Annotated in this window: 18 protein-coding genes; 9 read left to right on the top strand and 9 right to left on the bottom strand. The window is 39.0% G+C overall.

Annotated features, from left to right (window positions below):
• The first annotated feature begins 4 nt into the window (after positions 1–4).
• From BMW39_RS12520 to BMW39_RS12505, 4 genes are read left to right on the top strand one after another with little or no spacing between them, the layout of a single operon-like run.
• Positions 5–370, top strand: a complete 366-nt coding sequence (locus tag BMW39_RS12520) for a response regulator (RefSeq protein WP_034975895.1) — start codon at positions 5–7, stop codon at positions 368–370.
• Positions 370–1,200, top strand: a complete 831-nt coding sequence (locus BMW39_RS12515; RefSeq protein ID WP_034975893.1) for a CheR family methyltransferase — start codon at positions 370–372, stop codon at positions 1,198–1,200. Before BMW39_RS12520 ends, BMW39_RS12515 begins: the two co-directional genes overlap by 1 nt.
• Positions 1,201–1,203: 3 nt before the next feature.
• Positions 1,204–1,779, top strand: a complete 576-nt coding sequence (locus BMW39_RS12510) for a chemotaxis protein CheB (protein ID WP_034975891.1) — start codon at positions 1,204–1,206, stop codon at positions 1,777–1,779.
• 15 nt (positions 1,780–1,794) lie between these two features.
• Positions 1,795–2,157, top strand: coding sequence for a response regulator (locus tag BMW39_RS12505; RefSeq protein ID WP_034975889.1), 363 nt, complete (start codon positions 1,795–1,797; stop codon positions 2,155–2,157).
• Positions 2,158–2,236: 79 nt separating this feature from the next.
• On the opposite strand, the gene BMW39_RS12500 is transcribed toward BMW39_RS12505, so the two are convergent.
• Positions 2,237–3,847, bottom strand: coding sequence for a Na+/H+ antiporter (locus BMW39_RS12500; RefSeq protein ID WP_034975887.1), 1,611 nt, complete (start codon positions 3,845–3,847; stop codon positions 2,237–2,239).
• Between the two features lie 250 nt (positions 3,848–4,097).
• Between BMW39_RS12500 and BMW39_RS12495 the strand changes: the two genes are divergently transcribed.
• A complete protein-coding gene (locus BMW39_RS12495) occupies positions 4,098–6,122 on the top strand; it encodes a M13 family metallopeptidase (protein WP_034975884.1) in 2,025 nt (674 codons plus the stop codon).
• A gap of 391 nt (positions 6,123–6,513) precedes the next feature.
• On the opposite strand, the gene BMW39_RS12490 is transcribed toward BMW39_RS12495, so the two are convergent.
• The 3 genes from BMW39_RS12490 to dnaE all read right to left on the bottom strand — a co-directional run bounded on the left by BMW39_RS12490 (position 6,514) and on the right by dnaE (position 14,697).
• Positions 6,514–8,106, bottom strand: a complete 1,593-nt coding sequence (locus tag BMW39_RS12490) for a T9SS type A sorting domain-containing protein (RefSeq protein WP_034975881.1) — start codon at positions 8,104–8,106, stop codon at positions 6,514–6,516.
• A 159-nt stretch (positions 8,107–8,265) separates the two neighbouring features.
• Positions 8,266–9,804 (bottom strand): T9SS-dependent choice-of-anchor J family protein, encoded by a 1,539-nt coding sequence (locus tag BMW39_RS12485; RefSeq protein ID WP_051879932.1) that lies wholly within the window; start codon positions 9,802–9,804, stop codon positions 8,266–8,268.
• Positions 9,805–10,047: 243 nt separating this feature from the next.
• Entirely contained in the window at positions 10,048–14,697 is a 4,650-nt protein-coding gene (gene dnaE, locus BMW39_RS12480) for a DNA polymerase III subunit alpha (protein WP_034975879.1), read from the bottom strand.
• 227 nt (positions 14,698–14,924) lie between these two features.
• Between dnaE and BMW39_RS12475 the strand changes: the two genes are divergently transcribed.
• Both BMW39_RS12475 and BMW39_RS12470 read left to right on the top strand, forming a co-directional pair.
• Complete coding sequence (locus BMW39_RS12475) at positions 14,925–15,557, top strand: hypothetical protein (protein WP_051879931.1); 633 nt, start codon at positions 14,925–14,927, stop codon at positions 15,555–15,557.
• A gap of 66 nt (positions 15,558–15,623) precedes the next feature.
• Positions 15,624–17,699: a S8/S53 family peptidase gene (locus tag BMW39_RS12470; RefSeq protein ID WP_034975877.1), complete on the top strand. Its 2,076-nt coding sequence runs from the start codon at positions 15,624–15,626 to the stop codon at positions 17,697–17,699.
• Positions 17,700–17,771: 72 nt separating this feature from the next.
• Here the strand turns inward: BMW39_RS12470 and pyk are convergent, their stop codons facing one another.
• The 5 genes from pyk to BMW39_RS12445 are packed head-to-tail and all read right to left on the bottom strand — an operon-like array spanning position 17,772 to position 21,950.
• Positions 17,772–19,217 (bottom strand): pyruvate kinase, encoded by a 1,446-nt coding sequence (gene pyk, locus BMW39_RS12465; protein ID WP_034975876.1) that lies wholly within the window; start codon positions 19,215–19,217, stop codon positions 17,772–17,774.
• Positions 19,210–19,683 carry an IPExxxVDY family protein gene (locus BMW39_RS12460; RefSeq protein WP_034975875.1) on the bottom strand — a complete coding sequence of 158 codons (474 nt, stop codon included), beginning with the start codon at positions 19,681–19,683 and terminating at the stop codon, positions 19,210–19,212. Before BMW39_RS12460 ends, pyk begins: the two co-directional genes overlap by 8 nt.
• Entirely contained in the window at positions 19,658–20,428 is a 771-nt protein-coding gene (gene rnc / locus BMW39_RS12455; RefSeq protein WP_034975874.1) for a ribonuclease III, read from the bottom strand. The genes BMW39_RS12460 and rnc overlap by 26 nt, the downstream gene beginning before the upstream one ends.
• 9 nt (positions 20,429–20,437) lie before the next feature.
• A complete protein-coding gene (gene fabF, locus BMW39_RS12450) occupies positions 20,438–21,685 on the bottom strand; it encodes a beta-ketoacyl-ACP synthase II (protein WP_034975872.1) in 1,248 nt (415 codons plus the stop codon).
• Positions 21,686–21,710: 25 nt separating this feature from the next.
• Complete coding sequence (locus tag BMW39_RS12445; protein ID WP_002976354.1) at positions 21,711–21,950, bottom strand: acyl carrier protein; 240 nt, start codon at positions 21,948–21,950, stop codon at positions 21,711–21,713.
• Between the two features lie 181 nt (positions 21,951–22,131).
• Here BMW39_RS12445 and folE point away from each other — a divergent pair, with 181 nt between their 5' ends.
• Positions 22,132–22,797, top strand: coding sequence for a GTP cyclohydrolase I FolE (gene folE / locus BMW39_RS12440; RefSeq protein ID WP_034975871.1), 666 nt, complete (start codon positions 22,132–22,134; stop codon positions 22,795–22,797).
• A gap of 2 nt (positions 22,798–22,799) precedes the next feature.
• Entirely contained in the window at positions 22,800–23,204 is a 405-nt protein-coding gene (locus BMW39_RS12435; RefSeq protein WP_034975869.1) for a hypothetical protein, read from the top strand.
• The last annotated feature ends 76 nt before the right edge of the window (positions 23,205–23,280 follow it).

Here is a 23,280-nt window from a genome sequence, read left to right as displayed (position 1 = left end):
TTTTATGAGTAAGAAAATTTTAATTGTGGATGACGATCCCAACAATATTTTTGCCCTAAGATTAACCTTGAAAGCCCGAAAATACCAACTCGAAAGTTGTATGATGGCAGACGAAGCGATCCGAATTCTGAAAGAAGATAAAGATTTCTGTGTCGTACTGATGGATATGATGATGCCGGAAATAGATGGATATGAGGCCATCAAAATTATTAGGAATACACCTGAGATCAGCGAAACGCCGATCATTGCAGTCACAGCACAGGCAATGGACGACGACCGCGAAAAGTGTCTGGAGGCAGGCGCACAAGATTATATAAAGAAACCCATAGACGTTGATCTGTTATTGACGGCTATAGAAAAACATTGCTAATGCTGGAACCAAGTATCGTAAAAGATAACGAAATAGAACATCTGATCAAAGATATCTATGAATCTTACGGTTATGATTTTTCGCTGTACAGCCGCGCTTCTTTCACCAGAAGGGTCAATCGGATATGTATGATAGATAGATTTACCAGCTATGCAGAACTGCGCTATCAGGTTTTGAACGACGCGGACTATTTCAAACATTTTATAGAAGAGATCACGGTCAATGTGACAGAGATGTTTCGCGACCCCATTTTTTTCAAATCACTTAGAGAGAAGATCCTGCCTCAGTTAGGTACTTTTCCTTTGATCAGGATTTGGGTTGCTGGTTGTTCCACAGGCGAGGAAGCTTATTCAATAGCTATTTTGTTGAAGGAAGCTGGACTTTATCATAAATGTCTGATCTACGGAACAGATATCAATCCATCTGTATTGGAAAGTGCACGATCAGGCGTTTTCCCAATGCATCATATGAAAACCTATTCGGAGAATTATATGCTTTCGGGTGGTAAAAGAGATTTCTCTGATTATTACACTGCCAACTACGACAGTGCCAGATTTGATAAGGCACTTCAGGAAAAACTGATCTTGTCTACGCACAATTTGGTGTCAGACAGTTCATTCAATAGTTTTCAGTTGATCATTTGCAGAAATGTGTTGATCTATTTTGATAAGGAACTGCAGGAGCGTGTCTTCACCCTTTTTGATGCAAGCCTGGAGAATTTTGGCTACTTGGCTTTAGGATCCAAGGAAACTTTGAGGTTTTCAAATTTGGGTAAGTTTTACCATCAGATCGATGATCAGAAGATTTGGAAAAAAGTAGATCAGAATTAAGAGATGGAAACGAAAGGTCTCATAACGGATTTAGTGGTCATTGGCGGATCTGCAGGCAGTCTGCAGGTGATCCTGACAATGGTCAAAAATCTGAATGGCGATCTCAACTTTCCGATTGTTTTGATCCTGCATCGCAAGGCTCAGGCCGAAAGTATTCTTCCGAGGTTGTTGCAACAGTTCTCTTTGATAGATGTGCTGGAGATTGAGGACAAAACTGAAATCAAGAATAATAAGATCTACATAGTGCCGTCGGACTATCATCTTTTGTTTGAGGACAAAAATACGGTCTCTCTGGATGGTTCAGAAAAAATGAATTATTCGAGACCGTCGATTGATGTCACTTTCAGATCTGCTGCCGAGATCTTCGGACAAAGTGTTGTAGGTGTGCTTTTATCTGGCGCCAATTCGGATGGTGTGGAAGGATTGAAATATATCAAGAAAAATCATGGCAAGGTCTGGATCCAAGATCCGGAAACCGCCGATGTAGATTATATGCCGAGACAAGCGGTCCAAAATGTGGAGTATGATCTCATCGTGAAACCGGATGATCTGGCGAAGCGTATTAACCAATTAAAATAAATAACTATATAGACAATGAATAAGATTTTAATTTTTGACGACGACGAAAGCATTCTCGAGGTCATCAGCATCATTTTTGAAGAGAATGGCTACAAAGTAGAGATCTCCGAGACCTCGCATGATATCATAGAAAAAGTGGCGAAGTTCCGCCCAGATGTGATTTTGATGGACAATTGGATCCCGAATATCGGCGGCGTAGAAGCTACAAAACTTCTGAAAAGCCATGAGGAATTCAAAGATATTCCTGTGATCTACGTGACAGCAAACAACGATATTGCAACATTGGCAAAAAGTGCGCAGGCAGATGATTTTGTTGCAAAACCTTTTAACTTAGAAGATCTTGAAGAGAAAGTAGCGCACTATATGAATTTGAAATAAATTCAGTTTTGCAAACTTCACTTTCAATTTAAATAAAAAACTCTTCCTAAGAATGGAAGAGTTTTTTTATGTTAACTTTTTACGAATGAAAATCCGGATTGATCTTTAGATCGTTCAGATCTAATTGGAGTTCGGCTTTTCTGATCTCCTCATCCTCATAATATTTTTCTCTTCTCATTTGGAAAATCTCTACCCTCTGTTTGTCATAGATCTCTTTCAATATAGTTTCGAAGTTATCAATCTCTTGGGTCGTACAATTATTGCACTCCATCAAGTCCAGTTGATTTTCTGTATTTTCTGTTTCCAATGAGATCTGCATTCTGTAGTTTTTCAGCAGATTACTTTTTTCCAATGCTTCGCTGTAATTATTGTTAATATGACTCAATGCCAATCTGTTGAGTCTGATTTGAATCTGCGCTTCCTGCTGTTCCTGTGGTAGTACAACATCCATCGCTGGCATGTCCAGTTTTTTAACTAGGAATGGCAAAGACAATCCTTGTACAACCAAGGTAATAAAGATGACAACAAATGTGATCAACAAGATCAAATTACGATGAGGAAAAGGCGAGCCATCGGGCAAAAGATAAGGGATTGAGAGTGCTGTTGCCAAGGAAACCACACCACGCATTCCTGCCCAGCCAATCACGAGTGGCCCTTTCCAACCAGGATTTTGTTCTTTTCTTACTGATTTGAAAAGCCATCTGGGAACAAAAGCCGCTGGATAGATCCACAAAAACCGGATCACGATAGCGACAATACTGATGATCACACCATATTTGATCCCTTGAATCAACGACGCTTCCTCCAGTCCGTGAATGATGGATGGCAACGACAGTCCAATTAATATGAAAACCATGGCATTCATCACAAAAATAACGGTTGTCCAAACGCCCAGCATATTAAGTCGCGTATTTCCGTTTTTAAAGATCTCGTGCGACCGGTAGGAGATGAAAAGTCCGCCTGTCACAACCGCCATCACGCCGGAGAAATGAAATTGCTCTGCACCAAGATATAAAATGTAAGGCGTCATGATCGTTAATGCCGCATCAATAGCTGAGGTGGTTGGGAGAAAGCGGTGGATGAGATACATGATCCCGCCACCCACAATACCACAAACGATTCCCATCCCGGCAACCAAAAAGAATTGTCCCACAGCTTCGTGCATAGAGAAACTGCCAGTCAGAATTGCCGCCAAAGCAAATCGGAAGACGATCAAAGATGAAGCGTCATTCACCAAACTTTCACCCTCTAATATGCTCACAATACGCTTTGGAACAGGTAATCCCTTCAAAACTGTAGTAGCAGCCACAGCATCAGGCGGCGAAATGATCCCACCAAGCAAAAATCCTAACGCTAAAGTAAAACCTGGAATCATAGCCTGAGAAAGATAGGCAATGATCATAGAAGTTGCGAAGACCAAGCCGAACGCCAAGAGGGAAATCGGTCTTTTCCATTTCCAGAAGTCATTCCATGAGGTGTACCAAGCAGCTTCGTATAACAATGGCGGAAGGAAGATCAAAAAGACCAATTCTGGATCCAGCTCTATTTCCGGAATCCCGGGAAGCAAGCTGATGGCCAGTCCGGCAATGACCAAGAATATGGGATAGGCGATCTTCATTTTCCGGGCCACCATTACCATCATGAAAACTGAGAACAATAGGGCTAATACCAATAATAAATTATGATGCATCTGTGTAAGAATTGTATTGAATGAAGCTGTAAAAATATCATTCTCTCTACTAAATTCCTATATCATAGATCAATTAATTATAATATTAAATGCAGTGTTGTTATTGATTCGATTAAAACTTTAATTATTAATCAGTTATAGAAGTATTTTAGGCAATAAGTCTTAATTTTAGTTTTTCGAAATTTAGGATGTTAATTTGTAACAAACTCCGCTTTAAAACTACATATAGAACAAATATTTTTATCAAGAAATGAAAAAGATCTCACTTACAGCATTAATGTTAGCTTCTTTGGTAAGCACCGTTTCTGCCCAATCAAAGCAAAACGCTTTGGAATTGACCTATATGGACACCACTGTTCGTCCGCAAGATGATTTTTATAACTATGTCAACGGGACTTGGATGAAGACTGCCAAGATTCCTGCAGACAAGCCAAGCTGGGGTTCTTTCACGCAATTGAGAGAGACGACAGATAATAATTCTCTTGGACTTTTGGACAATATTCTAAAAGAAAAATTCGAAAATGGTTCCGAAGGTCAGAAGATCCAAGCGCTTTACCAGACTTACATGGATATGAACAAGCGTAATGCTGATGGTCTGAATCCAATAAAGGCTGATCTTGCAAAGATCGATGGGATCAAGAATCTTTCTGATCTTCAAAAATATCTGATCGACGCCACGAAAAGAGGCGACAACTCTTTCTACGAGTGGGGTGTTGATGGCGACCTTAAAGATTCTAAGATGAACGCCGTTTATTTAGGCGATGCATCTCTTGGGCTTGGTAGAGATTATTACCAAAAAGATTCTCCAAAGAATACAGAAACCATAGAGGAGTACAAGAAATATGTAGCTCAGGTCCTTACTGAGATCGGATACAAAAATTCTGCTGCTGTAGCTGGTCAGATCGTCGATTTTGAAAAGAAAATTGCTAAGACCTTACTGACCAACGAACAGGTGCGTGACGCAACTTTACAATACAATCCTAAGACTTTACCGGAGCTAAAATCATTGGTGAAAAACATCGACCTTCCAAAATATTTGGCTGAGGTAGGTGTTAAAACCGACAAAGTGATCATCGGAGAGCTTGGCTATTACAAAAATCTTGATACGTTCCTGACGGAGAAAAATATTCCTTTGATCAAAGATTATCTTAAATTCAATTTGGTCTCTGGAAGCGCAGGTTATCTGAACCAAAAGTTGGATACGATGAAGTTTGATTTCTACAGCAAATATCTACAAGGCCAGCAAGAGCAAAGAGCGATGAACAAAAGAGCGCTTGGCTTGATCAATGGAGTTGTGGGAGAGGCTTTCGGAAAGGTTTATGTCGAGAAATATTTCACTCCGGAAGCTAAGGCGCAGATGTTGACCTACGTCGATTATCTTAAGAAAAGTTTCGCCGTTCACATCAATGGCTTGACTTGGATGTCTTCTGTGACCAAGACCAAAGCCTTAGAAAAATTGAATAAATTCACTGTTAAGATCGCTTATCCTGATATGTGGAAAGATTATTCCAAATTGACTTTGAAATCTGAAAAAGATGGTGGAACACTTTATAGAAATCTTCAAAACGTGTCTAGCTGGCATTATGCTAAGGAATTAGAAAAAATTGGAAAACCAGTGGACAAGAAAGAGTGGGGAATGTCTCCACAAACTGTGAACGCATACTACAATCCGGTAAACAACGAGATCGTTTTCCCTGCCGCGATTCTTCAGCCGCCTTTCTTCAATGCTGATGCTGATGCAGCGGTCAACTTTGGAGGAATTGGAGCGGTGATCGGTCACGAGATGACGCACGGTTTTGATGACAGTGGTGCACAGTTCGACGGAGATGGTAACTTGACAGACTGGTGGACAGCAGAGGACAAAGCCAACTTCGAGAAAGCGACAAAAAGTCTTGCAGCTCAGTACGATACTTATTCGCCAGTGAAGGATGTTCACGTGAATGGAACTTTCACCAACGGAGAGAATATTGCCGATCTTGGTGGTGTAAACATCGCTTATGACGCCCTTCAGATGTATCTTAAAGATAAAGGGAATCCAGGTAAAATTGATGGCTACTCGCCGGATCAAAGATTCTTCCTAAGTTGGGCAACCGTTTGGAGAACGCTTTCTACGGAGAAGTTTATGACCAATCAGGTGAAGACGGATCCACACTCTCCAGGTTTCTTCAGAAGTTTTGGACCATTGGTGAACACAGAGGCTTTCTACAAAGCGTTTGATGTGAAACAAGGCGACAAGCTTTACAAAAAACCAGAAGAAAGAGTGAAGATCTGGTAATCAGCTCCACATCATAAAATTAAAGTCCCGTGAATTTCGCGGGACTTTTTTTTGTTTGAATTAATGCCAATGTCAATTTTAAATATTACTTTTTCAGGAGCTTATTAATAAAAACCACACCGCATCTTGTGTCAAACCACAGGTACTATAAGTCGATGGCACAGGTGGCGTTGGTCGATGGCACGTGTGCGATTGAAGGATGAAAGGCTACCCATGTATAGACGTGAAGCTACTGATCTTATAAAAGTACGTTTACTTCTATGTAAAAGTAAGCGTAGTCTTTACACAAAGTAAGCTTTGTATTACATGATAACAAGCTTGCTTTTGTAATTATAAACAAAAAAAAGCCCACTCGATCGAGTGGGCTTCATATTGATCTTATTCTAAAGAATTATTTTTTGATCGCTTTGAAAGATTTTACGCTTCCATCCTCCATTTGAAGGTTAACGATGTATAATCCAGATTTCAAGTTAGAGAGATTAAGTTCTGCAGAAGGAGCAAGTGTTTTAACTTGTCTTCCAGAGATATCATTAACTGTTACAGATTTAACACCTTTCACGTCAGATATTCTAAGAACATCAGCGAATGGATTTGGATATACAGAGATACCAGCTTTAGTTACATCAGAAACTGCAAGCGCATCTTTGTAATCAATTGTGTAATCTTCTACCTGACCATTTGTCATATTAGCACAACCATCTGCCAATGCAGGATTGATGTCTGCAGCAGCGGTACTTTGGAAGTTGTACTTGATTCTCATTGTTCTCTTACCTAGAGCAGTACCTGCTGGAATCGTGATGTTTCCTGTAAGTGGAACTGTAGTTGGAATTCCAGATGTGCTAACTTTTGTTTCAAAAGTATTGAAGTAAGCCTCTCCAGCATCATTGAAATCACCATCGTTATTCCAGTCAATGAATACAGACATACCCCATCCATTTGCTGCAGTTGCGTTATTACTACCAATGATAGATAATGGTAATGTAGTAACATCGTTTTTCACTGGGAACTCAATATTTTTGAAATCCTGATGTACAGGGAAAGCGCCAAGTCCTGCAGGTGTAGGATCAGAAGTATTTGTAACACCAGCAAAAGTAACTGATCTGATTGGTGCAATTACTGACGGTGCAGTAGAAGTGATAGGGCCACAGTGTCCAACGTTGCTGTTTGTTGTGAATGTGATCTCTTGACATCCTGTAGCATCACCTACAGTATTTGTAGCTGTTACTTTAGCATAATAAGTTGAATTTGTTGGAAGTGCTACGTTCAAGGTATTTCCGTAAACAGTTGCATTCACTACATCTGAAGCTCCAGGTGTAGTTCCAATGGTGATCTTGTAAGAGCTCGCGGTAGGAGAAGTTGTCCACGCAAGTCCATAAGTACCTCCTGGTACACTAGCTCCGCTTGTTGGAGAAGTAAATGTAGCACAAGCTGGTACTGCAGTTGCAGGCGCTTGTTTAATGATAAGGTCATCCACGTAAAGTGCTCCTACACCGGTTCCGGTTTTAGCCATCCAAGTTCCCACTGCGTAAGTTTTGTTAGGGTCAAATGTTCCAGCAGGAATTGAGCCTGTCACAGTGCCGCAAGTTGTAACAGCTGTAGCAGTCAATGGAACACCAGTTCCTAATGTCACAATTGACCATAGGTTGGATACATCATCTAACACAGCGTAAGCTGCATAAAGTGTTCCTGTAAGGTTAGCTGCTTTTTTATAACTAAAAGTAATGTCAAGTTTTTGGCCATTGTTACTTTGTCCTGTTACGTCCCCTTTTTCCAAAAGATTTGCCAGCCATCCTGTTTGTGTAACTGTTGCACTGTAGGTCAAAGATCCTGAAGTTGTAGCACTACAGTAGTTCACTGTGTTGAAACCACCGCCACCAAATTGGATCATACCGGTAGCATCGCCTTCAAAATCTTCGCTGAAATCTAGTTGAGCATTAACCCCAACACCTAGTGCCAAAAGGCAAGAGAATAGAATTTTTTTCATAATATTATAATTTTATTAAAACTGATACGAATATAGAATTAATTTTCTTTTTGGCAAAGAGTATTAACACTTAAAAGTGAAAAACCTTGTCAATAACAAAAAGAAGTTGCCTCGCTAAGAAACGAGGCAACTTCAGTATAATTAATAATTTATTTGAAATTATTTTTTGATTGCTTTGAAAGATTTAACGCTTCCGTCTTCCATTTTTAGATTTACGATATATAAACCTGCTTGTAGACTAGAAAGGTTAAGTTCTGCAGATGGAGCAAGAGATTTAACTTCTCTTCCAGAGATATCATTTACAGAAACAGATTTCACGCCTTTCACATCAGAGATTTTAAGTACATCTGTGAATGGGTTTGGATAGATGGATACATTAGATTTGTCTAGATCTGATACGGCCAATGTACCTAAACATGTAACACTTCTCGTGTGGGATGATGTCGAGTCTGTCGCTCCAATACAAGTTGAATTAGCGTGACTGTAAAATCTAACAAGTCCGGTTGTTGCTGCAGTGTAAGTCACGCTGTTTGCACCAGATGCTAAAACAACTGGAGTCGCAGCGTCAGTTGCAATTGTAATATAGTATCCTGATTTGAGTAGAATATCAAATTTGTAGCTTCTGCCTGCCACTAAACTAACAGTCGAGTATTCTCCTGCGTATGCAAAAGTTCTGCTTACTGCAGTAGTTCCGTTACAGTTGCTAGGAACAAGAGCTCCGTAAGGAGAATTATTTGCAATTGTTGTACAACCAGCAATCGGTGTTATTGTTTTAAAGCTAAATGTACTACACCCTGTAGCGCTGCCAACTGTGTTCTTTGGTACAACTCTCCAGTAGTATGTTGTATTAGCAACTGTGGTTGCTGCAATTGAAGTTCCTACTACACTTCCTAAAAGAGTTGTTGGGTTTGCAGTGGTTCCGAAATATACATCATAACTAGAAGGAGCTCCTCCTGTGGTAGGTGCTGTCCATGATAACGTTACAGAACCTGGATTAACGGATGTATTGTTGTTTGATGGAGTTGTTAATGTTGCACAATCTGGAGCTGCTGTTGCTGGCGCCGTATTGGTCACTTTGAAATCATCAAGTGATAGTGCAAATTGATCATCTGACGTACATCTGATTGCAATATGGATTGCTTGCCCCGCATATGCCGTTAGGTCATAAGCATGCTCCTTCCAAACTACATCTGCTGGTGTAGTTACAACTGGTGAGATTGCAGTGAAATCTGCGATCTCCGTTCCTGTTGTAGATACGAATACTTGAAATTTTTCAAGTCCATAAGCTGCGTTTGCTGGTTTTACCCAAAAACTAACAGCTGACGATCCAGTTGATGTTATTGAAATTTGTGGTGAAATCAACCAGTCATCATTCCAAGGAGCTGAGTCTGCATTAAAACAAACCATATTCTTTACTCCAGTTCTAGCGGAAAATCCAGCTCCAGACGCAGGGACAGTAGTTGTAGAATTAAAGACCTGAAATGATTTTGCAACTCCTGAGTTTGCAAATACAACAGGCGCTCCGCCAGAAGTTATGCCGTATGTTGTCTTAAGGTCGATGTCTCTTAGAGTCCAGCTTCCAACATCAGCGATGGCGAAATCTGTATAGCTCTCAAAGCTGTCTTCAAAAATAACTGTTGTTTGTGCACTAGCAAAAAATCCGATTGCTAAAGAACACGATAGTAAAAGTTTCTTCATAATTATTTGATATATTTTAATCAGCCAAATATAGTAAATAATGTTTAATGAAAGAGATGTTTTATTAATAAATTTTAATTTAATTTCTTAAATAAATGAATATATCATTAATTGTATTTGTCTGGTTGTAAAAAAAAATCTGCATTATATGAATAATGCAGATTTTTTTTATTGTCTTTGTGTATTTTTTTAGTTTTATTCGACATTTGCTTGTATAATTTTATAAAAACTGTTAACATGTCATCAATTCAAAAATACTTCATAATTATTTATAGAATGAATCACCTCCAAAAGATCTTCATTAATATTAATATGATGTTTCATGCTTACCACTTCCAAAACAGATTCATCTTCCGGATTTTTGATGAAGAAATTCAATTTCTGCTCGCCGTGATTCTCAATGATCTTCTCTTTAAAGAATTCAATATCAGTTTTACGCAAGGAATCCAGTGGCACTACAATGGATAAGCTACGTGCAAATCGGTCAAAGGCCTCTTTCAATTCCAAAACATCATTCACGTTGACGAAAACACGTCCGTCTTTTCCTTGAGAGAATTTGAGTTTCATAATGACAAAACGCTGAACTTCCAATTTGTCCTTCAATCGCATATAATCTCTGTCACCCAATCGGAAAGAGTAGGAGCCTGTGTAGTCCTCCAACAGGACAAAAGCCACTTTTTCCCCACTTCGGAAACCATCCGCCACACGATATTCCGTAATCAGGCCAGCAACGGTATATTCCTTTGTGTTGTCTTTTTCATTCATCTTGTCCTTCCAACTTTTCTTTTCTTCAAATAGTTCGGGCGCTTTTGGCGGAAAGGCCAGATCTTTGAAAGCTTCAACTTCGTCCAGATTCAGGAAATTGAAATTCCCTTTTGGTTCTGCTTTTTTGCCAGATTCTTCAATAATCTCATCTTCCAATCCGACTTCATCAGAAACCAAAATATCAGGAACTTCCTCATCAGGCGTATTATCGGTTTCCAAAATTGGAATCACTTCATCTAAAACAGGAATCTCATCTTTCTTCTCATCAAGAATTGCTTTTTTGGAAAGCACACCTTGCATAAATTTAAATTGATATTTGAACTCGTCCAGAGGATGCGCCGACAAATAGAATCCAATGATTTCCTTCTCTTTATTAAGTTTATGCATATTCGGCCATTCTGCGCAAGGCAAAAGTTTTGGTTGCTCGATCTGAACTTCCTCGGCAAAATCTGCAAATAGAGAATTGTCCATTTCATTTTTGCTGTCCTGGAAACTCTGTCCGTAACGCGAAAGTCTTTCGATATTCGTTTTCCCGGAAGCGTCGATGTCGAAGTATTGTCCGCGGTGATACGTGTCCAATTCGTCAAACGCTCCAGCAGTCACCAAACTTTCCGCAACCCTTTTGTTCACTTGCGAAGGCGGAATTCGCTCAAAGAAATCATAGACGTTTTTATATCTTCCGTTTTGCCTCAATGTTGCGATGGCCTCACTCGGACCTTCGCCAATTCCTTTGATAGCGCCCAATCCAAAACGAATTTGTCCTTTTTCATTAACGGAGAATTTATATTGAGATTCATTCACATCAGGTCCCAAAACATCGACACCAATAGCTTTACAATCCTCCATAAACATGGTGATGGAAGCCGTGTTATTAATGTTATTACTCATTACGCTCGCCATATATTCAGCTGGATAATTGGCTTTCAGATAAGCGGTTTGATAAGCGATCCAGGCGTAACAAGTCGAGTGGGATTTGTTGAAAGCATACTCTGCAAAGGCTTTCCAGTCATTCCAGATTTTTTCCAGTCTTTCTTCATCGAGGTTGTTTTTTCTTCCACCTTCAATGAATTTTGGGTACATTTTATTAAGGACTTCGATCTGCTTTTTACCCATCGCTTTTCTCAGAGTATCGGCTTCACCTTTCGTAAAGTTGGCCAACTTCTGAGACAGAAGCATTACCTGTTCCTGATAAACGGTGATTCCGTAAGTTTCTTCAAGATATTCTTTCGTTTCTTCGAGGTCATAGATGATTTCCTCGGTTCCGTGTTTTCTGTTAATGAAATTTGGGATATATTTAATAGGACCTGGACGATACAAGGCATTCATCGCAATCAGATCGGCGAAAACCGTTGGTTTCAGTTCACGCATATACTTCTGCATTCCGGGACTCTCGTATTGGAAGATCCCGATCGTTCTTCCTTCTTTAAATAATTGATAGGTTTTGGCGTCATCCAACGGAATTTCATCTGGGTCGATATCAACGCCGTGACGTTCTTTCACAAGTTTTACCGCATCTTTGATAATAGTCAAAGTCCTTAGTCCAAGGAAATCCATTTTCAAGAGACCCGCATTTTCCGCTACCGAGTTATCGAACTGAGAAACCAAAATGTCCGCATCTTTTGCCGCAATCGTGATCGGAACCAAATTGCTCACAGGTTCTGGCGTAATGATCACACCACAAGCGTGAATTCCCGTATTTCGGATACAGCCTTCCATTTTCTTCGCACTTTCGAGAACCGAGAATCTGGAATCATCGGAGTTTGAAAGAATGAACTTCATCTCATCCACCAATTGTTGGTCTTCCGGCTTCAGCTTGTCATATTTTGAAAGCGCTTTCGCAATATTCATTCCTGGACTTGGCGGAATCAGTTTTGCGATCATATTCGTTTCTGGAATTGACAGGTCGAGAACTCTACCAGCATCTTTTATCGCCGATTTTCCTCCCAAAACCGAATAAGTGATGATCTGCGCCACTTGTTCCTGGCCATATTTTTCAACCACCCATTTGATGACCTTATCACGTCCTTCATCATCAAAATCGATATCGATATCCGGCATCGAAACCCTTTCCGGATTCAGGAATCTCTCAAAAAGGAGATCATATTTGATCGGATCAACATTCGTGATCTTAATACAATAGGCAACTGCCGATCCTGCCGCCGATCCACGACCTGGACCAACCGAAACGCCCATATTTCGAGCTTCATTACAGAAATCCTGAACGATCAAGAAATAACCAGGATAACCGGTGTTGGCGATAACTTCCAGTTCAAAATCCAATCGTTCCTGGATTTCAGGCGTAATAACTGGGTAACGTTTATTCGCACCTTCGTAGGTCAAATGTCTGAGATAGGCCATCTCACCACGTTTTCCGCCATCAGTTTCATCTTCTGGATCGATGAATTCTTCTGGAATATCAAACTTCGGAAGCAAAACATCACGTTTCAAAGTGTAAGGTTTGAACTTAGCCAAAAACTCTTCATAAGCTTCGAAAGCGTCTGGATAATTTATAAAAGCTTGTTTTAATTCATCCTGACTTTTGATGTAATATTCGTTGGTCGTCAAACCTTTTCTCTTGCCGAAACCTTTACCAATCGGCGTTGATTGCTTTTCACCATCTTTGATGCAACCCAAAATGTCTTGGATATTCGCATCGTCTTTGTTGGTGTAATACGTTTCGTTTTGAGCTAAGATCTTGACATTATATTTATCTGCAAATTGAAGTAGAACTTCATTCAAATGCTCTTCCTCGGGCAGATTGTGATTCTGGATCTGAACATAGAAATCATCACCAAATTCCTCTTTCCACCATTGGAACAATTCTTCCCCTTTTTGTTCTCCGATATTTAAGATCGTGTTCGGAATATCGCCGTTGATTCCGGAAGTCAACGCGATCAATCCTTCTTTATATTGAGAGATCAATTCTCTGCTGATCCTCGGAACGCCAAAGTAAAATCCTTTCTGAAAACCAATGCTGGAAAGTTTGATCAAATTTTTATAACCATTGAAATCCTTTGCCAGCAAAACCATTTGCGTCCGTCTGTCCGGATCGTCTTTGGTAAATTGCTTTTGTTCGTATCGATTCGAAATGAAAAATTCGCAACCAACAATTGGGACCAATTGATCTGTAATTGGTTCTTCTTCATTGAAAGCTTCTCCTTTTTCTTCGGCTTCCTGTTTTTTAGCCAAATATTCTTTGTGCTTTTTATTTCTACCGGAATTGGTGTCTTCAACTGCAGAAACGAACTTGAACGCGCCCATCATATTGCCAATATCCACCATTCCAACGGCAGCATAATTCTCATCTGTCGCTTTTTTGATAAGGTCGTTGATATTGGTCGTCGCCGTCAAAGTGGAGAAAACGCTGTGGTTGTCGAAATTGAAGTATTTTCCAAGATCGATATCATCAATGCTGCCAACATCGGCTTGTTTTTTCTTGTTGTTAAAACTCGCAACCTGTCTTCTGATGACGATTCCGAAAGGTTTTATCGGATCTGGATTGTGTGTTTGGAATTCTTTTAATTGAGTTTCATTAATCTTCAAAACATCCGTCGGGATCACGCCGATTCTCATCATTTCGAAGAAAACCTGAGCCGTTGCATTCACATCGGCTGCGGCGTTGTGCGCTTCATCGAATTTATGGCCGTAAAGTTTCTCGTAAAGTTCCTCCAGTTTTGGCGATTTGAATTTCCCGCCTCGTCCACCAGCCAACTGACAATAATCTGTTCCCAGGATCATCGTGTCAGCTCTGGGTTTTTCCTGAAGATTATCTTTAATGTTTTTCCTGAAAAATTCTGCCCCGACGATATTGTAATCGAACTCCACATTGTGTCCGGAAACGACTCTCACATTTTCCAAAGCTTTAGAAAATTCTACTAAGATCTCTTCCAGATCTCGACCTTCTTCATTAGCGATTTTAGTCGTGATCCCGTGGATTCTCGCGGCGTTGAACGGGATGTCATAACCTTCTGGTTTGATGATGTAATCTTGGTTTTCTATCAGGTTTCCATTGTCATCGTGGATTTGCCAAGCAATCTGGACCATCCTTGGCCAGTTGTCTGAATCTGAGAGCGGTGCGTTGAAATTTTTGGGTAAACCAGTGGTTTCTGTATCGAAAACTAAGTACATCTACATTGTAATTTTGCGTAAAGTTAAGGTTTTAAACAGAGAAATAAAATGCTTTGGAAATCCGATTTTGTTAAATGTTCACAAAAAAGTTAATCCTGGTTAAATGTCATTTGCAAGCCGGAATTAAATTTATTTTTGATGAAAAATAGTCTTTGAAATTACTTCTATTCTCTTGTTTTTTACTGCTTTTTCAAACCTTTTATTCACAAAATATTAGAGGGAAAATTGTGTCAGATTCTGTTTTGGTGAATCAAGTTTTGATTGTCAATATCAATTCTCAGGAAAAAACTTATTCCAATTCCCAAGGTCAGTTTATCATTAATGCAAATCTCGGTGATGAGCTACGGTTTGTGAAAGAAGGTTACGAAAGGAAGATTTTAAAAATCATTAATACTGATGAAGTTGTCATTAATTTGATAAAATTAGTCACGGAAATCGAGGAAGTGGAAGTCAAGAAAAAGTTGTCTGGGAATCTTGATGAGGATTCTAAACTTTTCAATGAAAACAAGAAAAAAATTGCTTTGAACAATGATATAAAAGTTTACTTCAAAACGAAATCCAGTGGCGAATTAATGAAACCAAAACCTGGAGAATTTGTCCAACCAGAGAGTTCAGGTATTACTTTTGGAGAGATCAAAAACAAATGGAAACTGCCAGATCTCGTAGAATGGCTTCGAGAAAATCTCACGGATGATTACTTCATCTCATTTGGAATTGGCTTACCCGAAATCAATTCTTTCATTTATTATTCGCTTCAAAGCTTCAATACGATGACCATCTTAAAATACGGCTATTGCACTGAGGAAGATGTTGGAAATTTGAAGCTTCATTTTGAGACTTCATTCAAAAAATTCGGATAGAAATAGGTGTTTTTTTAGAAACTAATATGAAATAAGTATTTTTTATCTTTGCAAAAAGTTATAAAGATGAAAAAAGTTGTACTAAGTGTTGGAATGTTATTTTCTTTTTATTTTTCTAATGCTCAGAATCTTAAACTGAAAAATGAGTTCGCCAATCAACAAGTAGAAAATGAGAAAAAATTGGATGCTTTTTTCAGCAAGCATTCAAGATATTCCATTGCAGAAAAAGACAGCTTGAGAAGTAATCTTGCAGGTTTTGCAGGTGGAATGCCTATTTTTTTTACAACAGAAGAAACAAGAGCCAATGCAACTTCCAATGTTGATGAATTGCAAAATGGTTCTATCGCTGGTGCCGCTGCGGTCACGGGTAACGGAATCAATATCACCGTTTTTGATACCGGAAGACCTCAGGATAGCCACGAGCAAATTGGCGGACGTGCCGTTTATAAAGAGGCGCCTACAACCACTAGATACGCACACTCAACCAATGTTACAAGCGTTTTGATAGGCAATGGTCTCGCGACAGGTACTTTTAATTCTGGCGGTCAAACTTATTCAAAAGCAGATGCAAAAGGCGTTTTACCATTAGGAACGACCGAGAATTACAGTTTTTCGGCAACAGCACTTGGAACTAATTTTGAGAAATTGGTGTCCATTCCCAATATCAATATTTCAAATCATTCTTATGGAACAAACGTCGGCTGGACCTTTGTGGGAACTGCTAGTCCGCCTTTTTATCCTACAAGTGGATGGTATTGGTATGCTAATTACGACCTGAATACTTTGGATACTTATTCTGGTGCTTATCATGAGAACGATTATAATTTTGATAAGATCGTCTATGCCAATCCGCAGCAGATCATTTTCAAATCCACTGGAAATTATTATGGCGGAGGACCGACTGGAGCTGAAGCAAAATACAAATTAAAAAATGGCGCTTACGTCCCTTTTGAAGATGGTGATGTGATTCCTGCGGCCAATTGTAGTTTAGGCTACAACTGCATTGGTTTTGGTTCTTTGGCGAAGAATATCATCACTGTAGGTGCTGTGAATCAATTGACAACGCCAAACAATAAATACACGCAGGCCAGTGACGTGGTAAAGGGAAGCTTCAGTAGTGCCGGACCAAGAAAGGATGGCGCTGTGAAACCAGACCTGACGGCAGTTGGTGTTAATATGGTGATGGCAAGTTATACTGGGAATAATACGAACGTCGTCTATACATCTACCTTCGGAACCTCCTTTGCAACACCTATTGTCTCTGGAATTGCTGGTGCTTTGACACAGATCCAAAGAAATATGTCTGGTAATAGTAATTTTATCTTCAATGCAGACGAAATGAAAGTTCTTCTGACACACACGGCAAACGAAGCGGGTAGGCCAGGTCCAGATGTTTGGTATGGCTGGGGATTGGTCGATGGTAAGAAGGCTGCTCAGGTTTTGGTCAATAGATTGACAGAAGATGCTTATTTCGAAAAAGATAATTTGACGTCTGGTGTAAGCTTCAAGAAAGAAATTAAGGCAACTGGAAACGAACCTTTGAAAGTAAGTATCTCTTGGGTCGATCCTGCTATCACAGCTTTTGTTACGGATGTTGACCTTCAGCAAAATCATGCTTCAAGGATTGTAAATGACCTCGACCTGAGAGTTGTAGAAATTGGAACAGGAAATGTCTATGAGCCCTGGAAGCTGGACATTGCGGAACCAAATGCCAATGCAACCACCGGCGATAATACAGTCGACAATGTAGAGCAAATTGTCATAGAAAATCCTATATCAGATGGAATGTACAGAATAGAGGTGACAAACAAAAATACGTTGGTAAATCAAGAAGGGAACGCCGCTACGCAAGATTTTTCCTGGGTCGCAACGGGAACTAAGAAGATCACCTTGGCTTCTGATAATTTGACGAAGGAGGACATCAAGATCTATCCAACCAAGACAAAAGATATGGTGACTATTTCTGCTCCAATTGATATTGAGAGAATTGTCGTTTTTGATATGAACGGGAAATTGATTCTTGAAAATTCTAAAATTTCTAAATCTCAAACAATCGATCTGAACAGATTTCCAAATTCAGTTTATATCATTAATGTTAAAACAAAAACTGGAACGATCTCGAAGAAAATTATTAAAGAATAAGGTTTTAAAACTTAATCAAATAAAAAAGACACCAACAATTATTGGTGTCTTTCTTTTTTATAAAAATTGAAATTATATTGTAGATAATCTCAATGTATTGGTTTTTCCTCCGTTGTGAACCGGCATAGCGTTCAGGTTGATGACATAATCACCTTGCTCTACGAATCCGTAATTGTGCGTTAACATGTTCACTTGGATTACTGTTTCATCTGTAGATTTTTCCATGTCGTAATAGAAAGCTCTTACACCCCAAAGTAGGTTCAGCATCGTGATCACACGTTTGCTGTTACTAAAAACGATGATGTGAGAAGATGGTCTGTGCGCAGAGATCTGGAAAGCTGTGTAGCCAGATGAGGTCAACGTTACGATAGCTTCAGCACCTGTAGATTTGGCGATATCTACTGCAGAACGACAAACTTTATCAGTGATGAAACGCTCGTCTACACAGTTGATTTTTTCCTCGATGACGTGATTTAGTTTTGAGTAAAGGGCAGTTTTCTCGATATTCTTAACAATTTTTGCCATGTTGGTAACCACTTCTACCGGATATTTTCCTACAGAAGTTTCTCCAGAAAGCATTACTGCATCAGCACCATCCAGTACAGAGTTTGCAACGTCATTCACCTCCGCTCTTGTAGGCGTCAGGATGTTGATCATGGTTTCCATCATCTGAGTAGCGATGATCACTGGTTTTGCGTAAAGTCTTGCTTTGTTTACCAAATTCTTTTGGATCACGGGCACTTGCTCCATAGGAACTTCCACACCTAGATCGCCTCTCGCAACCATTAGACAGTCACACTCTAGCAAGATCTCATCGATGTTTTTTACACCTTCTGGTTTCTCGATCTTAGCGATGATCGGAGTTTTGGTTTTGTTGGTTGGATGTTTTGCCATCAGATCTTTCAGGTCGATGATATCCTGAGCATGACGTACAAATGACAATGCGATCCAGTCAAACTCGTGGTCCAACATGAAGTTGGCATCCTCGATATCTTTTTCTGTCAATGCAGGCAAAGAAACGTTTGTGTTAGGAAGATTCACACCTTTTTTAGAACTCAAAGGTCCACCTTGGATCGTTTTTGCTCTTACAGTGTCCAGGTTATTTGTTTCGATCACTTCGAAGACCAATTTACCATCGTCGATCAAAATTCTCTCTCCAACTTTTACGTCCTGAGGAAACTGCTGATAGGTCATGTACACTCGTGTAGCATCGCCTTCGATTTTTTCATTGGTGAAAGTTAAGATATCTCCAGGATTAAGGAAAGATCCTTCTTTCACAACACCAACTCTTAGTTTTGGTCCTTGCAGATCTCCCAGAATAGATACAGAGTAGCCATATTCTTTGTTGATCTCGCGGATGATATTCACATTCTTCAACACCAATTCGTAATCGGCATGTGAGAAGTTTATTCTAAATACATCAACACCGGCTTGGATCATTTGGATCATCGTTTCCTTGCTGGAAGATGCTGGTCCTAGTGTTGCAATGATCTTTGTTTTCTTAAGGTTTTTATTCATAATATTGAATTAATTGATAAAGCTCTTCTTCAGAGCTCAATGGATATTCTTGAATTTGGAAGACAAAATTTTCCGGGAGCAAAATTAACGAAAATTCCGCAAACATATCCGAATTAGTTAAAATGTAATCCACATCTTGGTGCAGATTTAGTAAAAATTTAATATTTGATTCATCTGAAAAAAGCTGATTCTGCAATTTCTTCTGAACGGATGACACCGAACGATTCGAAATGAAGCTATAACAGTTTTTGGATGATTGGTCGTAGGCCTGATAACGTGAAAACGAGTGGTCAAAATATTCGCCTTTGATGAGAATGTCATCAACCCTTTTGAACTTAAAAGTGTTTATATTATTGATGGTAAAAAACAATTCGTGCTCTAGGATTGGTTTTGCAAGTCTAATCAATCCGACGTTGATCTCTGATAGATCTTCTTCTAGTTTAAGATATTGTTTTTTGATGTTCAATAATGTTTTCTTTCTTACTTAAAACGTAAAATGCTCTCTGAGCTGCTTTCTCCTCTGCTTTCTTTTTGGATGTTTCCACCGCATTGGCGATTCTTTCGTTGTGAAGCCACACGTGACAACGGAAAACCGTGACTTTGTTGGGTTGGATCTCTTCGCAGGTTTCGTACTTGATCGGGATCTTTTTCTTTTGACTCCATTCCAACAGAAGACCTTTGTAGCTGATGATTTTATTTTCCAGTTTATTGATTGTAGAAGGCGTAAGAATTCTGTCTAAAACGATCTTCTTACAAAATTCATAATCAATGTCCAGATATAGCGCACCAATTAGTGCCTCCAACAGGTTTCCTGAAATATTTTCACTGAGAATTGTCTGGCTAGTATCAGCTTGTAAAAGAGAACTTAATTTTAGGTCTTCGCCCAGTTTGTTAAGGTTTTTCCTGTTCACAATTTTGGATTTCATCTGCGTGAGAAATCCTTCGTTTTCATTCGGGTAGGTTTGAAAAAGATGACAAGAAATAATGGTTCCTAAAACAGAATCCCCTAAAAACTCAAGACGTTCGTAATTTTTTTTATTCGTACTTTTTGAAGAAGATTTCAAAGAGAATGCTTCTTTAAAGATCTCAATATCGTGGATGTTGTAACCTACGATGTTTGAAATGTTTTTGCGAAAAAGAATATCTTTTTCCGAAAGTTTTTGTGCTCTGTTTCTAGGAAGGAATTTAGAAAAATAACTTTTCAACTCCATAAAAACATTTTATATTTTTTTGAAAAGAACGCAAGCGTTGTGACCTCCGAAACCAAAAGTGTTACTCATAGCGATGTTAACTTCTTTCTCAACCGCTGTGTTGAATGTGAAATTCAATCTTGGGTCGATGTTTTCATCATCAGTAAAGTGGTTGATCGTTGGTGGAACAATACCGTGGATAATTGCGTGTAATGCAGCAATGGCCTCAATGACACCGGCAGCACCCAAAAGGTGACCAGTCATAGATTTTGTAGAATTGATCTGAATGTTGAAAGCGTGTTCTCCAAATAATTTTGCGATCGCATTAGATTCTGCGATGTCTCCCAGTGGAGTAGATGTACCATGCATGTTGATATGATCTACTTCATCGGCAGTTACACCGGCATCTTCCAAGCAATTTTTCATTACCAGATAAGCGCCAAGTCCTTCAGGGTGTGGAGCTGTCATGTGATGTGCATCAGCACTCATTCCGCCACCAGCTAATTCTGCATAGATTGTTGCACCTCGTTTTTTTGCGTGTTCGTATTCTTCAAGGATGATACAGCCTGCACCTTCGCCCAATACAAATCCATCTCTGTCTTTGTCAAATGGTCTGGAAGCCGTTTTTGGATCATCGTTTCTTGTAGAAAGTGCGTGCATTGCGTTGAAACCTCCCATTCCGCTCGCTGTAACAGCCGCTTCGGATCCTCCACAAACAATGACGTCCGCTTTGCCTAAGTTGATAAGCATTTTGGCATCGATCAAAGCATTGGCAGATGAAGCACAAGCAGAAACGGTTGTGTAATTAGGCCCGTGGAAACCATATTCGATAGAAATATTTCCTGGCGTAATGTCCGCAATCATTTTTGGAATGAAGAAAGGATTGAATCTCGGAATGCCTTTGGATTCTGCAAACCCTAAAACTTCTTGTTCAAAAGTCTCCAGTCCGCCGATTCCTGATCCCCAGATCACACCAACGCGATTTTTATCGACATTGTCTTCAATAAGTCTTCCGTGAGCGATAGCTTCTCTTGCCGCAATCTGCCCAAACTGAGAATTTCTATCCATCTTTTTCGCCTCTTTTTTATCGAAATAATTAAGCGGGTCAAAGTTTTTCACCTCACTGGCGAACTTGGTTTTAAAATTAGTGGAATCAAAAAGAGTAATCGAGGCAGCGCCACTTGCTCCTATTTTAAGGCTTTCCCAGTATTCTTTAGCGTTATTTCCGATTGGTGTAATAGCGCCGAAGCCGGTTACAACTACTCTCTTTAATTCCATAAATTTTTTTTGTCTTGAATAAATATTATTTATTTACAACTTCCTCGATGTAAGCGATAGCGTGACCAACAGTTGTAATTTTCTCTGCTTGATCATCTGGAATCTGAATGTTGAATTCTTTTTCGAATTCCATGATAAGTTCAACAGTATCCAAAGAATCAGCTCCCAAATCGTTTGTGAAGCTAGCTTCTGGAGTCACTTCTGTTTCTTCAACGTCAAGCTTATCAGCGATGATAGCTTTTACTCTTGATGCAATGTCTGACATAGTATTTTATTTTTAATTATGTTAATTTGGTGCAAATATATAAAAAATCAAATCATTTCAATTTTTTTTTAGTTTTTTAGATGCTTTCTAAATCTATTCTTTTTATAATCAAATCTTTAGATTTACTCTCGATGGAGTAGATAAATTTTGTTTATTTTTGCTTCTTATTACTAATGATATTATGGAACACATTCCTGACAATGATGATGATCTGTTTACAGGAAAAGATCACACGCCTCTCAGACCAGACGCTTTTGATCTGAAACCGGAAGAAAAAATAAAGAAGATAGAAGGCTTATTTGGCGAGATCATGGAAACATTAGGTCTCGATATGACCGATGATTCCCTGAAAGATTCTCCAAAGCGTGTGGCGAAAATGTACGTGAATGAGATCTTTGGAGGTTTGCTTCCGGAAAATAAACCTGGGATTTCTACATTCAAAAATCAATATAAGTACAGACAGATGTTGGTGGAGAAAGATATCACAGTCTATTCTTTCTGCGAGCATCATTTCTTGCCCATCATTGGAAAAGCACACGTTGCTTATATTTCAAGTGGTGAAGTGATCGGTTTGTCTAAAATCAATAGGATTGTAGATTATTATGCCAAACGCCCGCAAGTTCAGGAACGATTGACGATGCAGATCGTTGACGCCTTGAAAGAAGCTTTAGGAACCAATAATGTCGCGTGTATCATCGATGCAAAACATCTTTGCGTGAATTGTCGTGGGATAAAAGACACCGCAAGTTCTACGATCACAGCAGAATTGAGTGGGATTTTCAGAACGAATCCAATTACGAGACAGGAATTTCTACATTATGTAGGAAGTCACGCGAAATTTGATTGATAATGGACAGGAAAAGATTTTTGATTGAATGTTGGGCTAGATTTTTAAAACCATTCTTAATTTTGGTTTTTCTTGTTTTCTTTGTTTTCAATTTCACTCAATTATCACAAATTGGAGAAGGGCTGTCTTTGTTGTTTCTAATATTTTTTATTATTGCGATTATTAGTGTGCTTTTCCAATTAATTATATGCAGTATTAAAAATAGCTTACCAGAGAAATTTGTTAAATCCGTAGATACTATCTATCAAAAATTGATTTTGGTTTCTCCTGTTTTGATTACAATTTTTTTAATTGTAGAATGGGTTAATAAATCGCCACTCGAGAAAATTATATTAATTCTACTTTTAGCAATCTTAATTTATGACACTTATTTTAAGAGAAAACATTTGAGAAATGATAAAATATAAAAAACTGACGCATCAAATTTTCATCACAACAATTATTTGTTGTTGAAGTTTTGTGTCAATATTTAAATCATTTATC

It is taken from the genome of Epilithonimonas lactis (assembly GCF_900110605.1).
GTDB classification, from domain to species: Bacteria; Bacteroidota; Bacteroidia; order Flavobacteriales; family Weeksellaceae; genus Epilithonimonas; species Epilithonimonas lactis.
Note: the sequence above shows the minus strand (reverse complement) of the source record. Positions and strands in the feature narration are given on the sequence as shown.